The sequence below is a fragment of the Candidatus Palauibacter sp. genome (genome assembly GCF_965208055.1).
Taxonomy (GTDB): domain Bacteria; phylum Gemmatimonadota; class Gemmatimonadetes; order Palauibacterales; family Palauibacteraceae; genus Palauibacter.
Map to the genome: position 1 here is coordinate 362764 of NZ_CBDBNY010000004.1, position 14040 is coordinate 376803.

Sequence of the window (14040 nt, forward strand, 5' to 3'; positions counted from 1 at the left end):
GGATGGAGCGCAGGGAGCGGCGGGGATCCGCCTACCGGAAGGTCTTGAGGGCGCTGGACGAGGCCATCTTCTGCCTGGAGCGGGAGCCCTTGGGGGATCCGGATGACCATGGCGCGGAGCAGCAGGGAATCTTCCGCCTCGGAGAAGCGGGCGGAATCGCCTTCGCCAGCCGGTTCGCGGGAACCGGCCCCGGGGCCCTCTTCGACGAGATCTCCGATGCGGCCGAGACGGAGGATCTGGATCGGATCCGCCAGATACGGAGCCTGGTGGAATCGAGGCTGCGGTCGGGCGACGGCGCGACCGCCGGAGCCTCGGGAGGGGATGCGCTCGACTGGGATGCCGGCTACCTGCAGCTCCTCGCGGTCCTGAACGAGTCGCGGCGAGCCCGGGACGACGGAGACGCGCATCGATACTGGATCATGGCGGGTTTCCTCGCCGGCTTCCTTCGGCGGGACGCGAGACCGGGGGAATACGAGCCCGAATCCCTGCGCGACGAGGTCATCGCCGCCTGCAACGAGGGATGGGGCGAGACCCTGTGGACGGAATGGGAGGCGATTCGGGACGAGTGGCTGGCCGGCGATTCGCCGGGAGCCCCGGAGGACCCGGACCTTCTCCTCAGGTGGCTCGGTCTGCGACTGGCCGCCGCGGAATCCGTGAGCGGTTCGCTCGTTCCGAGCCAGGTCGGCGGAACGGACGACCATCGAAGCGGGGGGCAGTCGGACGATGGGGCGCGCTTCCTGTGCTGCGAACGCTCGACTCGCCGCGCGCAGAACTTCGGCGCCAGAATCGCGCGCCGCGACGAATATGGGGGATAATCGCTCCGAGTGGGAGCAGTCCATTCGCCGGAAAGTGCTGAAGGCGCTGGATGACGCCCTCTTCCAGTTCGAGCGGGTTCCCACGGGGGGTCGCGATGAAGACGATGCCGGACGGTCGGCAACGTTCCATCTCGGGATGGCCGGTGGGTTTGCTTTCCTGGGCCGTCTGCCGGGGATTGAGTCGGATGCCCTGTTCGACGACATCTCCGATGCCGCCGAGGAGGGGGATTTCGGTCGTGTCGGCCGGATCCGGCGGCGTGTCCAGGCCAACTTGAGCTCCGATCGGCCCTGCGATAAGAGTGACCCGGGCGAGGGATCTCTCGACTTGGCAACCGGTTTCCTTCAGATGATCCCCGCCCTGGGCGAGGCGCGCCGGGCGTGGAGGGAGGGGGACAGATCCCGCCACTCGCTGATGCTGGGCTTTCTCGTCGGCCTCCTCCACTCGCATCCGATGCCGTACAGGCTCGGCACGCTGTCCGACGCGGTGATCGCCATCCATGCCCGCGACGCCACGTGCGCTCGCAAGTGGGTGGAGGCCGAGTCGATTGAGGCGCGTGAGTACCGGGGACGCCCGGCGAACACCGACCCGCGGGCCCTTCTCATGAGGTGGCTGGGCGACCGCTTGGCCGCCGGCCATCGGTTCAGCGAACCGTTGTGGTGTCACTCCGTCGATGAGACGGAGGACGAGCGTCGGGAGCGGGAAGCCGGGGAGAGGGCGTACTTCAAGAGACAGGAGACCTCCAGCCGGCGCGCGCAGAACTTCGGAAAGAGGCTTGCCGCCAGGGACACGGAGGGCATCTGGATCCCGGTCAGCTACTCGATAAACCGGGCTCTGGTGCTCGGACCTCACGAGGAGGAGCGCCGGGCTGACGGCGAGCACGAGACCTGACGGCCAGACAGGCAGTGGCCGGGCGGGGGTGGCCTCGAGCCGGAGTCGGACCAAGGTTCAGAGGCGGAGTCCGGGTGGGGGTCGATCATGTACTCCAGGCAAGAGGAGCGTCCAGTGAGGGATGACGGAAACGCAGGCAAGACCGTGAAGGTGGCGTCGATTCTGCTCGCGCTGCTCTTCCTCCTCAACGGAGGGATGAAGGTCTTCGGGATGATGGTCGACGAGTTTGCGCTGTGGGGCTATCCGGCGTGGTTCCAGTACCTGATCGGCGTCGTGGAGGTGCTGGCGGGGGTCGGTTTCCTGAGGCGTCCGACGCGGTTTCTCGCGTCGGCCGTGGTCATCGTGATCATGGCGGGCGCCATCTTCACCCTCGTGAGGGCGGGTGCGGCGGCGCAGGCCGCGGTTCCGGCCGTGGCGCTGATCCTGGCCCTGTTCGTGGGCAAGAACTCGCGCTAAAGGCCGGGCTCCGGCGCCGGGCCCGGGCGTTCCCGCGGGAACGCCGGCCGGTCAGCCGCCTTCGGCGGTCTCCAGCATCTGGTCGCCGACGAGCCGCACCACGCGGACGCGCTGAATGTCGAGTTCGTCCCGATCGATGTAGGCCAGCAGGCCGTCCGGCCCGAACGCGGCCGGGATCCGGAGTCCGTCGGCGGCGATGGTGCCGAAGTACTGCCCGTCCGGCGTGAGAATGTCCGTGGGCCCGGGCTCTCCCATCAGAGCCGAGCGCTGAACCCAGATGCGGTCGCTCCAGTCCACGGCCAGTATCGAGATGACCGGCACTTCCTCGGGGAAGGTCATGCTTTCGACCCGGTCTTCCCGCATGCGGCGCATCGCCTCCGGGTCGGGACCGCTGGGGCGTCCGCCGCCCGCTCCCGCCGACACCGTGGCCGAGATGATCATGGCGGTTGCGCCTCCGCCCCCTCCGCCTCCGCTCCCGCCCTCGGCCAGGGCGGCGAGCCGGCGTTCGCGCTCCCCATCCCGGATCTCGTCGGTCACGGCGACCGGCGCGATGGGCCGCTCGAGCGTGCCCGTCACCTGACCCGAGGCATCGAGGATCTTGATCCGATAGCCGACCGAATCGGCCAGAACTACGCGGCCGTCTCCGAGGACACCGAAACTCAGGGGAAGGGGGAAGGCCTCCATCCCGGACATAATGATCCGCATGTCTCCGGTCTGAGTGTCGGTGTCCTCGACGGGTGGCCCCGCCCAGGCCGAATGGAATTCGTCCTGCGTCCCGTCGAGCCGGAACTGCCCGATGGGTCGGCCTTCCGGCTCCTCCTCTTCCTCCCCTCCTCCCATGAACGCGCCGAATGATCGGCTGATCATCCCTGCGGAGAGGAGGCTGTGGTCCGGCATGGGGTACATCCGCGGGCCGGGCATCCCGGTTTGGAAAGTGAAGCTGGCCTCCTGGAGGGATTCACCCTCGCGGCTGAAGACCTTTATCCCCCGATTCATGTCGTTGACGGCGATGCGGCCATCGCCGAGCACCGCCAAGCCTACCGCCTGGTTGAGTTCCCCGGGTCCCTCTCCCTTGTTGGAGATGGTACGCACGAACTGGCCGGCCCGATCGACGACGACGACGTGGCCGGCGTCATTATCGAGGATGAAGAGCGAGCCATCGTCACCGAAGGCAACGCCCCTCACGCTGCCGAACATCTCCCACGCGGCCCCGTCGAGCACGCCAACGGTGTAGACCTCCTCCACGCCGGGCTGGAGGGGGATGTCGGGGCTGTCGAGCCCCGCGGTGGCGGGATTTCCGTCCCCGCCGCAACCAGCGGCCGCAAGCGGGGAGGCAATAAGGACGACGTGACGCGTGTGGATGCGGATGCTGCGCATGCGGCTTCCTTCCATGTGACAGGGGCGGCGCCGGTGACGGCGACGCATCCGGGCGTAGGCCGGATACCGGGTGCGACAGTGGAGGCCACGGCAACCGTTGCCCGCGGCCGGAATCATGGGGCATCCTCCAGCAGTTCATCCGCTGCGAGCCGCACCACGCGGATGCGCTGAATGTCGAGTTCGTCCCGATCGATGTAGGCCAGCAGGCCGTCCGGCCCGAACGCGGCCGGGATCCGCGGGCCCTCGGGCGCGATCGTCCCGAGGTAGCGTCCATCCGCGGTGAGAATGTCGGTGGGGCCTGGTTCGCCGGGAAGCGCCGTGCGCTGGACCCAGATCCGGTCGCTCCGGTCCACCGCGATGCTCGCGATGACCGGAATCACGTCGAGAAAGTTCATTTGGCGGATGCGATCTTCCGCCCGGCGAATGGCCTCTCGCATCGCGTTCCGCCTGACCTCCGGGCTGACGTCGCCGGGGTGCCCGCCGGCCTGTTGCACGGACACCGTCCCGCCACCGGTTCGAAGCGCCTCGATGCGGCGCTGGCGCTCCGTCTCCCGTATCGCACCGGTCACCGGGGCCGGAGTCAGGCGCCGTTCAAGGATGTCCGATACGCGACCCGACGAATCCAGGACCTTCAGGCGATAACCAATCGAATCGGCCAGGACCGTGCGGCCGTCGCGAAGCACGCCAAGGCTCAACGGAAGACCGAAGGCTTGCACGGGACTCGTCACGATCCTGGTATCCTGTGACCCGGCGCCGCTCTCAAGCGCCATCGGAGAAGGGTAATCCCAGGCGGCATGGAAGACCTCACGAGTCCCGTCGAGCCGAAACCGCGTGATCGGCCGACCCTCGTCCGCTCCAATCATGGTGGAAACCGAGCCCCCGATAAGTTCGGGCGAGAGGAGGCTGTGGTCCGGCAGGGCGTAGATCGGCGATCCGGGCATGCCCTCGGCGACGCTGAACGGGACGGCATCCAGGAACTCACCGTCACGGCTGAAGAGCTGCAGCCCCGGCTTCGCGAGATCGTTGACGCCGATCCTGCCGTCGCCGAAGACGACAAGCGCAATCGGCTGGCCAAGCTCGCCGGGCCCGTCGCCGCGGCGCGAGATCGTGCGGACGAACTCGCCGGCGGAATCGATGACTACGATGTGACCGGCGAGGTCATCGAGGATGAACAGCGTGCCGTCGGCGTCGAATGCGACATCCGACACGTAGCCGAACATCTCCCACGCAGCGCCTTCGACCACGCCGACCGTGAAGACTGCTTCGACAGCGGAGGAGATGGGCCTGTCATCATCGGCGACCTGGGCAGCGACGGGGCTACCGCTCCGGGCCGCGACGGCGAGCGACGGGGCTACCGCTCCGGGCCGCGACGGCGAGCGACAGGGCGACCAGAGCCTCCCGACTGATGTGGTCGTGAGCACGCATGGTACCACCTCACCATGAAGGGTCCGCCCCGACGTCCGAAAGGATCTCCCGGCACCGGTCGGACGCTGCTGGGACAGGTGCGCGTACCCGGAGGGTTGTCCGCGACCCGCTATGTCGGGGGTCGCCGCGTGCTTGCGAGGCGGAGTCCCGGGATGAGCGCCGGGGTACTTCGCCGCGGAAATCCGCTCGGCGAGGCGCATCGACCCGAGGCCGGTCCAGTGCGGCCACTGCCCGGAGGCCGCGACCCCCAACAGGTAGAAGACCGCCCACATGGACATCTCGCACAGATAGTTGGGATGGCGGGAATAGCGGAACAGGCCGGAGGTCGTGAACAGGCGTTCGACCTCCTCGCCGGCTCAGGTCGCGGTCAGCCGCCGCACCAGCGCCTGCAGCCATTCGCTCACCTCCCGGACCTCCTCCCGGAGTTCCTCGTGCCGCTCGTAGGCGTCGGCGCCCGGCGCCTGGTCGGCCCGCCCGGTCATGCCGGCGAGATAGTTGAGCTGGCTCAGGAGCATGGGGCGCGGATAGCTGCCCTCCGCGTCGTTTACGCGCGCGTCGAGTTCGGCGAGTTCCTCGGCCACATCGTCGAGCGTCTCGTTGCGGCCGCCGCCGGCGTCCGCGCGCGCCTCCGCGATTTGCTCGCGCAGATCGTCGATGCCGTCCGCGACCTCACGGGCCTCCGCCTGCGTCTCCCGCACGGCGAGGTTGAACCGGTACTGTTCCTCGAGGTCGGCGACGGTGACTCCCTCCGCCGCCACCCGCGGGTCGATCCGCAGTTCGAGCCCCGCCTCGGCCGTCACGCCGCCCGCCGAGAGGCGAACCGTGTAGTCGCCCGGCGGCACGATCGGCCCGCCGCGCCCCTGGCCCTGCGAGCGCAGATCCCAGCGCAGCCGGTGCATGCCCGGCGCTGACGAGACCCCACGCGAGGGCCCGCCGCGCGGCGCCATGCGCTGCATCGCCGGTCCTCCCGCCCGGGCCGCCCCGCCGCCTCCGCCGCCGGCGTAGGAGCGGATCACCTCGCCGTCCGCGTCGAGAATCTCGATCTCCACCGTTTCGTCGGGTCCCAGGTCCGGCGAGATCCAGTAGTTGATGTCCGCGCCCGCTCCGCGATAGTTCGGCCGCGCCGTATTCGAGGCCCATTCGAAGCCCGAGTTCCGTCCGGGGCGCGTGCGGTACTGCGGCCGTCCCTCGAACAGGTGCGCCCCGCCTCCCGCCGCGACCGATCCGTCGGCGCCGATCTCGTGCAACGGCGTGAGATCGTCCAGCACCCAGAATCCCCGGCCCATGGTCGAGAGCGCCAGGTCCTGCCGGTACACCTCGATGTCCGTCACGGGCGTCAACGGGAGGTCGAGCTGGAACGGCTGCCATGTCGCCCCGTCGTCGAAGGAGATGAAGAGCCCGAACTCCGTCCCCGCGTACAGCAGGCCCGCGCGGTCCGGATCCTCGCGCACGACCCGCACGGGCACATCCGCGGGAATCCCGTTCGTCCCATCGGTGAGCGGCGTCCACGTCTCCCCCGCGTCGTCCGTCCGGTAGACGTAGGGGCTGAAGTCGCCGAGCAGGAAGCGGTACCCGGCCACGTACACCTTGTCCGGATCGTGCCGGGAGATGTCGATCGAGTTGATGCGGCCCTCGGGCGGCATGTCCGCCGGCGTCACGTTTTCCCACGACTCCCCGCCATCCGGCGTCACGTACACCGGGCCGTCGTTCGCCCCCGTCCAGATGACGTCGGGGTCGTGCGGCGAGGCCTCGATCACGTAGAGCGTGGAATAGTGCTCCTCTCCGGTCGCGTCGCGCGTGATCGGCCCGCCCGACACCATCTGCCGCTCCGGGCGAAACGCGGTCAGGTCCGGCGAGATCCGCTCCCACGTGCGCCCCCCATCGCGGGTGCGGTGCACGTACTGCGAGCCGTGATAGACGAGGTTCGGGTCGTGCGGCGACACCTCGATGGGCACGACCCGCTGGAAGCGGTAGGGGAGGTTGGCGGGGTTCGTGCCGTACATGTTCACCGCGCCGACGTAGTACTGCTGCTCCTGGCCGGTGCGCTGGTTGTAGACCCCGAAACGCCCCTTGCAGTTCGCGTACACGATGTCCGGGTCGCCCGGCTTCGGCACCGCGGGACCCGTCTCGCACCCGCCCGGCGAGCGCCAGTACGCGTCGGGACCGCCCGGCGCCGAGAGCGAAGGCTGCCGACTCGGCACCGCGACCGTATACGCGTCATCCTGCTGCCCCGCGTAGAGCCAGTAGGGGAAGCGGTCGTCCACATCGACCTGGTACAGTTCCGCGGTGGGCTGGTTGTTGACCGGCGACCACGTCTGCCCCCCATCCAGCGTCACGACCCCGCCGCCGTCGCTGCCGTGGACCATGATCCGCGGGTCGTCCGGGTTGATCCACAGGTCGTGGTCGTCCCCGTGCACGTTCGGGATCGTCCGGAAGGTCTCTCCCCCGTCCGTCGACTTCCATGTGGACAGGTTGAGGACATAGACGACGTTCCCGTCCGTCGGATCCGCGGTGATGTTCGTGAAGTAGAAAGGCCGGTGCATGAGCTGGTTCCGCGGGTCGTCGTTGATCAACTCCCACGTCTCCCCGGCGTCGTCCGAGCGGTACAGGCCTTCGATCGGTTCGGGCGCCTCCACGAGCGCGTAGACGCGGTCGGGCATGTCCGCCGAGACGGAGAAGTCGACCTTGCCGATGAGGCCGTCCGGGAGCCCCGCCGTGATTCGTCGCCAGGTCTCGCCCCCGTCCGTCGTCTTCCAGATGCCGTCCTCGTCGCTCGCCCCGGAGATGATCGACCACGGATGACGCTGCGCCCGCCACATCCCGGCATAGATGACGTCCGGGTCCGCCGGATGAAACTCGAGATCGACCGCGCCGACGGAGTCCGAGGTGAAGAGGATGCGCTCCCAGTCGAGACCGCCGTTCGACGAGCGATAGACGCCCCGCGTCTCATTGTTGATGAACGGGTTTCCCATCGCGGCCGCATAGACGAGATCCGGGTTGTCCGGGTGGGCCTTCACGGATGCGATCTGGCCCGCATCCTCCAGTCCGACGTGTTCCCAGGTCTCGCCGGCGTCCGTCGACTTATGGATGCCCTTGCCGATGATGATATTCGAGCGGATGCCGTCCGAGCCCGTCCCGACATAGAGGATATTCGGGTCCGAGTCGGCCACTTCGATATGGCCGATGGAGGGAGACCGAAAATACCCGTCGGAGATATTCTCCCACGTCATCCCGTAGTTCGTCGTTTTCCACACGCCGCCGCCGGTCGCCCCCTGGTAGAAGGTGTGGGGATGGGAGCGGTGGCCCTCGACCGCCGTGACGCGGCCGCCGCGCGAGGGGCCGACGAAGCGGAAGGAGAGGCCGCCGAAGAGACTCGGGTCGACCGTCTCCGCGGCCGGGGGCGGGTTTCGGAGGCCGGCCGGACGTTGACCCACGATCGCGCCGTCCTGTGCGGCGAGGGGCCACGCGAGGGCGCCGACGGCGACCAGAGGCATGAGGACCGTTCGTGTTCCGGAAATCGGGGCGGGGAATCGCATGTCTACTCCTGGGTTATCGCGTCTTGACGAGCGCTTGGCCGGCGAGCGCGTCCGTGAAGCGGCCCTCGTCGATCGCGAGCGTGCCGTTGACGAGGCAGTACTCGACCCCCTCGGCGAGACCGTGCGGGTCGTCGTACCCGGCGGTGTCGCGGAACCGCGCGAGGTCCACGACGATCACGTCGGCGACCCCGCCCGCCTCGAGCACCCCGCGGCCCTCGATCCCGTACACGCGGGCCGGGAGCGCCGTCATGGCGTGAATCGCCTGTTCGAGCGTGGTGACGCCTTCCTCCATCACGTACTTGCGGATCCGGCGCGGGAAGGCGCCGAAGCCGCGCGGGTGCGGGTGTCCTTCGCCCGGCGCCCAGAGCGAACCGTCGGACGAAGTCATCATCCAGGGCTGCGCCATGAAGCGCTCGATGTCCTCGTCGTTCATGTTGAAGGAGGTAAGGCCGGTGCCGCCGCCTCCCTCACGCGCCTCCACGAGCAGGGAGAGCGCGGTTTCGATCGCGTCCATCCCGCGCTCCTCCGCGACATCGGCCAGCGTCCGGCCCCCGTGCGGACCGCCCTGGAGCATGAGCCGGTCGGCGCCGCCCCGGCGGTCGAGGTTCTCCCACATGTCCGCCACGAGCCGCGCGCGTTCGCCCGCGTTCTCCATGCGCGCGTAGAGGGCGCCATCGTCGCCGGCGAGCGCCCAGCGCGGGACCAGGGCCCCGACGATGCTCGTGCCGGAGGCCTCGTAGGGATACTGGTCCGCGTAGACCGCGAGACCTTCCGCCCGGGCGGCCTCGATGTGGCGGACGACCTCGGCGGACTCGCCCCAGACGCGGGGACCGAGCGCCTTGATGTGCGTGACCACGCCGGTGATGCCGGAGCCCCGCGAGATCTCGATGACCTCGTCCACGGCGCCGAGCAGGCCGATCGAATAGTCCGACTCGTCGCGGATGTGACTCTGGTACACGCCGCCGAACCCGGCGGCCACCTTCGCGAGTTCGACGACCTCGCCGGTGGGGGCGTACGACCCCGGAGAGTAGTAGAGGCCGGAGGAAAGCCCGAAGGCGCCCCCGCTCATGCCGTCGCGAACGATGGTCCGCATGCGGTCGAGTTCCTCGGGCGTGGCTTCGCGCGCCTGCATCCCGAGTACCGCGCGGCGCACGCTGCCGTGCCCGACGAGTTGCCCCACGTTCACTCCGACGCCGGGGTCCCGGATCCGCGCCCGCTGGTCGGCGAGGTCGATCGTGCCGCCGCCATCGGGGTTCGCGAAGATCGTCGTGATCCCCTGTGCGAGGAGCGGGTGCGCCGTCCGCAGTTCACCGCGCAACAGCGCCGGCATGGCGTGGGAATGCGTGTCGATGAAGCCGGGGAAGATGTGCAGGCCGTTCGCGTCGATGACCCGGTCGGCGGTCGCCGCGCCCAGGTCGCCCAGGGCGGCGATCCGCCCGCCGTCGATCGCGAGGTCTCCGGTGCGGGCCGCGCTCCCGGAGCCGTCGACGAGCGTGCCGCCCCGGATGATCAGGTCGTAGCTCTGCGCGTCGGCGGGTCCGGCGGTCCACCAGCCGCCGGTGAGGAGCGCCGCGGCAGCGATGAGGGTCCGGGCGGCCCGTAGCGCCGGCACGGAATTTCGCCGCAAGCTGCCGGGCGTCCGCGGGGCGTGGCGGGGCGCAGTCGGGAAAAGCATGTTGTAGGTCATAGGGTCGAATCTGTCGGCCCGGATGGGAACCGCACAAGCAACGCGCACACAGGCAAGCTCACGCAGACAAGGCTCCCACACGAACGCTCATCGGAGGCACTCATGCGCCGGAATCGTGTTCCGCTGTCGTCCCTCACGCTCGCCGGAATCGCGGCCGGCCTCGCCGTCGCGGCCGGAACCGCCCTCGCCACGCCGACATCGCTCGAGGCCCAGGCCTTCGAGGACGCGCGCGGGAACATGTCCATCGCCCTCGCCGGCGACGCGATCATCTCCCGGAAGATGTCACCGTACCGAGAGCCCGAGTTCCTCGCCCTGCGGGACATCATCCAGAGCGCGACCACCGCGTTCGTGAACCTCGAGATCCTCTTCCACGACTACGAGGACGACGTGATCCCGGCGGCGGCGAGCGGCGGCACGTACATGCGGGCGGAGCCCGAAATCGCGCATGAACTCGCCTGGTTCGGCTTCGACATGGTGAGCCTGGCGAACAACCACACGATGGACTTCGGGGCGGGCGGGGCGCGGCGCACGGTGGCGGCGGCAGAGGCGGCGGGACTCGCGGTCGCCGGATTCGGCGAGAACCTCGCGCGGGCGCGGGCCCCGGCCTACGTGGACACGCCCGGCGGCCGGGTCGCGCTGATCTCGATCGCCTCGACCTTCGCCGATGCGATGCGGGCCGGCCACCAGCGGCCGGATGTACGGGGTCGCCCGGGGCTGAGCCCGATCCGCTACGAACGGCAGGTGACGGTGACCGCCGAGCAACTGGCGGGTCTCCGGAGCGCCCTCGCCGTCGCGGGGCGGGGCGGCGGCTCCGGCCCTCGGGTGAGCTTCGGGGGCAGCACGTTCATGGAGGGATCGAAGCCCGGCGTGAAGACGGTGCCGCACGCCGGAGATCTGGCGGAGATCATCGAAGTCGTGAAGGAGGCGCAACGCCAGGCCGAGTGGGTCATCGTCACGAGCCACTCGCATGAAGGCGCGGATCGCCGCGAGGTGCCGGCGGACTTCCTCGTCGACGTCGCCCGGGCGGTCGTCGACGCGGGCGCGGACATGTTCGTGGGCCACGGCCCCCACATCCTGCGCGCGATCGAGATGTACCAGGGCAAGCCGATCTTCTACTCGCTGGCGAACTTCGCCATGCAGAACGAGACGATCGAGTTCCAGCCGCAGGACAACTACGAGGCCCAGGGACTCGGGTACGACGACCTTCCGGGCAAGTTCCAGGATGTGCGGATCGAGCGGGCCGGGGCTTCCTCCTTCCCGGCCGGGAAGGGCTTCTGGGAGAGCGTCGTCCCCGTCGTCGAGTACGAGGGCGGGATGCTGAGGGAGATCCGGCTCCACCCCATCACCATGGGCTGGCAGCTGCCGCGGCCGGTGCGCGGGCGCCCGATGATGGCGGACGATGCGCACGGGCAGGAGATCCTCGATGGCCTGGCGAAACTCTCCGCCGAGTTCGGAACGACGATGACGATCGAGGACGGCGTCGGCGTCATCCGGCCCTGACCGGCTCCGTCGGCGTCAGACGGGGGCGGGCGAGATCTTCTTGCGGGGCGGGGGATAGGCGCGCGCGGACGGCTTGACGCCGGTGGCGGCGAACGATTCCGCCGCCTTGAGCGCAGCGAGCACCGGGTTGATGACGGGCACGCCGAGGCGCTCGCCGAGCTTCCGCGCCACGTCGAGAAACCCCATCGTCATGCAGCCGAGGACGAGCGTGTCCGCGCCGGCGCGCAGCGCCGCGTGAGCCTCCGTCTCGAGCGTCTCGAGCACCTGCCCCGCGCGCTGTCTGAGTTCGAGCACCGGGACGTCCACCGCCCTGATGTCCGCCACGAGGCCTTCGAGGCCGTAGCCCCGCACCTGGCGGCGGATCGCCGGTATGACCTCCTCGACGACCGTGATGATCGCGAAGCGCTGCCCCATCTGCGCGGCGGCGAGCGCTCCGGCCTGGCCCGGGCCGATGACGGGGAAGTCCACGAGTTCCCGCGCCGGGGCGAGGCCGGGATCGCCGAAGCAACCGATGATCATCGCGTCGAACCCTTCCGCCTCCAGGCGGGGCGCGGCGTCGAGGATGCCGGGAACCGAGAGATACTCCTCGGCGGACGATTCGACCGAGGCGGGACCGTCGTCCGTCTCGCGAACGACGGCCTCCGTCCCATGAAAGGCATGCTCGTTGAGGAAGGCTTGGCGCCGGACGAGTTCCTCCGGCCCGAGGGGGCCGCGGGACATCGGTCCGGGAAGGAAGTAGACGATGCGCATGGTTTCGTGATTCCCTTCGAGCTTTTCATCAGTTCGAGGATTGCGGTTCCCGTATCCCGGATATCGAACCGGCCATACGTTACGGAGTTGGCGGCCGCCACTCCCGCGCGCCCAAGGCCAACATAGCCTGACGGCTGAGAATTCGATGATCAAGTCGCTTCGTCTCGTCAACTTCAAGAATTTCGCGGACGAAACCCTTCGCATGGGGCCGTTCACGGTCGTCGCGGGTGCAAACGCTAGCGGCAAGAGCAACATTCGAGACGCCTTCCGCATCCTTCATGGGATCGGCCGCGGCTACGGCCTCGCCGAAATCCTCGGGGGCAGGTACGGTCCCGGAGGGGAACTTCAGTGGAACCCGATCCGCGGCGCGCCAGGTGAGATCGCCCGCCTCGGCTCAGCTTCCTTCACGTTGCAAGTCGAAATGAACCTTACCGGCCAGGCGCGAGCGTGGCCGCCGCTGATGAAGTACGGCATCAAGATTGCCGTAGAGCAGGGAGCCTCACGGGAGTTCCGCGTCGTTTCCGAGAACCTGACCGTGAGGAACAAACCCATCTATACGAGTCACCCGCCGGCACCTGATCCTGTTGCGAAACAAGATGACGAGACAAACTTCCTGCTGCGTATGGCCAAGACCGGCGATCAGAGGAAATACGGGCACCGCGTGATGGTGAGACCGGATCAGCCCGCGCTCACACAGATTCGAGAACACAAGAAGGTAGTGCGGCCGCACAAGGATTATGCGCAGCAGGTCATCGAGACGTTGGCGAACATGCGGTTCCTCGACCTCCTCCCCGACAGAATGCGTCGGCCGGCATTCCCTGGGCAGAGCACTTTAGGGGACAGAGGGGAGAACCTGCCCACGGTGCTCAAGGAGATCTGTGAGGACCCTTCTCGCCGCAGTGCCCTGGTGTCATGGATCCGAGAACTGACCCCAATGGATGTAGAGGATCTCAAATTCGTCAGCGACCCGACGACGGGATTGATCCAACTCGTATTCCGTGAGACGGATGGAAGCGATATCTCAGCCTATTCCGCTTCTGACGGGACGCTCCGGTTCCTCGCTGTACTGGCGGCTCTTCTGGCGAAGAATCCTGTGGGTCTGCATGTATTCGAAGAGATCGATAACGGCATTCACCCGTCGCGCCTGCGGTTGCTACTCGATCTGATCGAAAGTCAGACCAAGAAGGGGCGGACGCAGGTTGTAACCACAACTCACTCCCCAGGCCTCCTCTCGATGGTTGGCGACGAGACCTTCGACAGCACGGGTGTGGTCGTCCGGCGACCGCATGCGAACGATAGTGTCATTGCCTCGGTGGCAAACCTTCCCGACGCCAAGAACCTGAGAGGATCCACGGGCCTCGGCAGCCTGCTCGAGTCGAACTGGCTGGAGGATGCCGTGATCTTTACGCTCCCGGACGACGGCACTTGAGGATCCTGAATTGAACGTGCTCATCATCCCGGAGGACTTTCGCAACGATCAGTACATCCTGCGGCCGCTCTTCCAACGGCTCTTTCGGCGTCTCGGAAAGCCAACTGCGAGGATCCGAGTCTGTCAGAATCCACGATTGGGAGGAATCGATCAGGCTCTGAGAGTCGAGCGCCTTG

At 68.2% G+C, this 14040-nt stretch carries 10 protein-coding genes and 1 pseudogene; 5 read left to right on the forward strand and 6 right to left on the reverse strand.

Annotation, left to right across the window (positions count from 1 at the left end; all coding sequences use genetic code 11):
• The first annotated feature begins 2 nt into the window (after positions 1-2).
• The 3 genes from ACOGXI_RS01860 to ACOGXI_RS01870 all read left to right on the forward strand — a co-directional run bounded on the left by ACOGXI_RS01860 (position 3) and on the right by ACOGXI_RS01870 (position 2160).
• Entirely contained in the window at positions 3-815 is an 813-nt protein-coding gene (locus tag ACOGXI_RS01860) for a hypothetical protein (protein WP_419937208.1), read from the forward strand.
• Positions 805-1704 carry a hypothetical protein gene (locus ACOGXI_RS01865; protein ID WP_419937209.1) on the forward strand — a complete coding sequence of 300 codons (900 nt, stop codon included), beginning with the start codon at positions 805-807 and terminating at the stop codon, positions 1702-1704. The genes ACOGXI_RS01860 and ACOGXI_RS01865 overlap by 11 nt, the downstream gene beginning before the upstream one ends.
• Positions 1705-1818: 114 nt before the next feature.
• Complete coding sequence (locus tag ACOGXI_RS01870) at positions 1819-2160, forward strand: DoxX family protein (protein WP_419937210.1); 342 nt, start codon at positions 1819-1821, stop codon at positions 2158-2160.
• Between the two features lie 51 nt (positions 2161-2211).
• On the opposite strand, the gene ACOGXI_RS01875 is transcribed toward ACOGXI_RS01870, so the two are convergent.
• The 5 genes and pseudogenes from ACOGXI_RS01875 to ACOGXI_RS01895 all read right to left on the reverse strand — a co-directional run bounded on the left by ACOGXI_RS01875 (position 2212) and on the right by ACOGXI_RS01895 (position 10110).
• Complete coding sequence (locus ACOGXI_RS01875) at positions 2212-3537, reverse strand: 6-bladed beta-propeller (RefSeq protein WP_419937211.1); 1326 nt, start codon at positions 3535-3537, stop codon at positions 2212-2214.
• A 113-nt stretch (positions 3538-3650) separates the two neighbouring features.
• Entirely contained in the window at positions 3651-4781 is a 1131-nt protein-coding gene (locus ACOGXI_RS01880) for a 6-bladed beta-propeller (protein ID WP_419937212.1), read from the reverse strand.
• A 402-nt stretch (positions 4782-5183) separates the two neighbouring features.
• Positions 5184-5297 (reverse strand): annotated as a pseudogene (locus ACOGXI_RS01885) (DUF1295 domain-containing protein); the annotation flags it as partial.
• Positions 5298-5318: 21 nt separating this feature from the next.
• Complete coding sequence (locus tag ACOGXI_RS01890) at positions 5319-8498, reverse strand: VPS10 domain-containing protein (protein WP_419937213.1); 3180 nt, start codon at positions 8496-8498, stop codon at positions 5319-5321.
• A gap of 13 nt (positions 8499-8511) precedes the next feature.
• Positions 8512-10110 (reverse strand): N-acyl-D-amino-acid deacylase family protein, encoded by a 1599-nt coding sequence (locus ACOGXI_RS01895; RefSeq protein ID WP_419937214.1) that lies wholly within the window; start codon positions 10108-10110, stop codon positions 8512-8514.
• 177 nt (positions 10111-10287) lie between these two features.
• Here ACOGXI_RS01895 and ACOGXI_RS01900 point away from each other — a divergent pair, with 177 nt between their 5' ends.
• Entirely contained in the window at positions 10288-11685 is a 1398-nt protein-coding gene (locus ACOGXI_RS01900; protein WP_419937215.1) for a CapA family protein, read from the forward strand.
• A 15-nt stretch (positions 11686-11700) separates the two neighbouring features.
• On the opposite strand, the gene ACOGXI_RS01905 is transcribed toward ACOGXI_RS01900, so the two are convergent.
• Complete coding sequence (locus tag ACOGXI_RS01905) at positions 11701-12435, reverse strand: aspartate/glutamate racemase family protein (protein ID WP_419937216.1); 735 nt, start codon at positions 12433-12435, stop codon at positions 11701-11703.
• Positions 12436-12580: 145 nt separating this feature from the next.
• Between ACOGXI_RS01905 and ACOGXI_RS01910 the strand changes: the two genes are divergently transcribed.
• The gene (locus ACOGXI_RS01910; protein WP_419937217.1) at positions 12581-13864 is read left to right on the forward strand and encodes an AAA family ATPase; all 1284 of its coding nucleotides are present in this window, start codon (positions 12581-12583) and stop codon (positions 13862-13864) included.
• Positions 13865-14040: the final 176 nt, after the last annotated feature.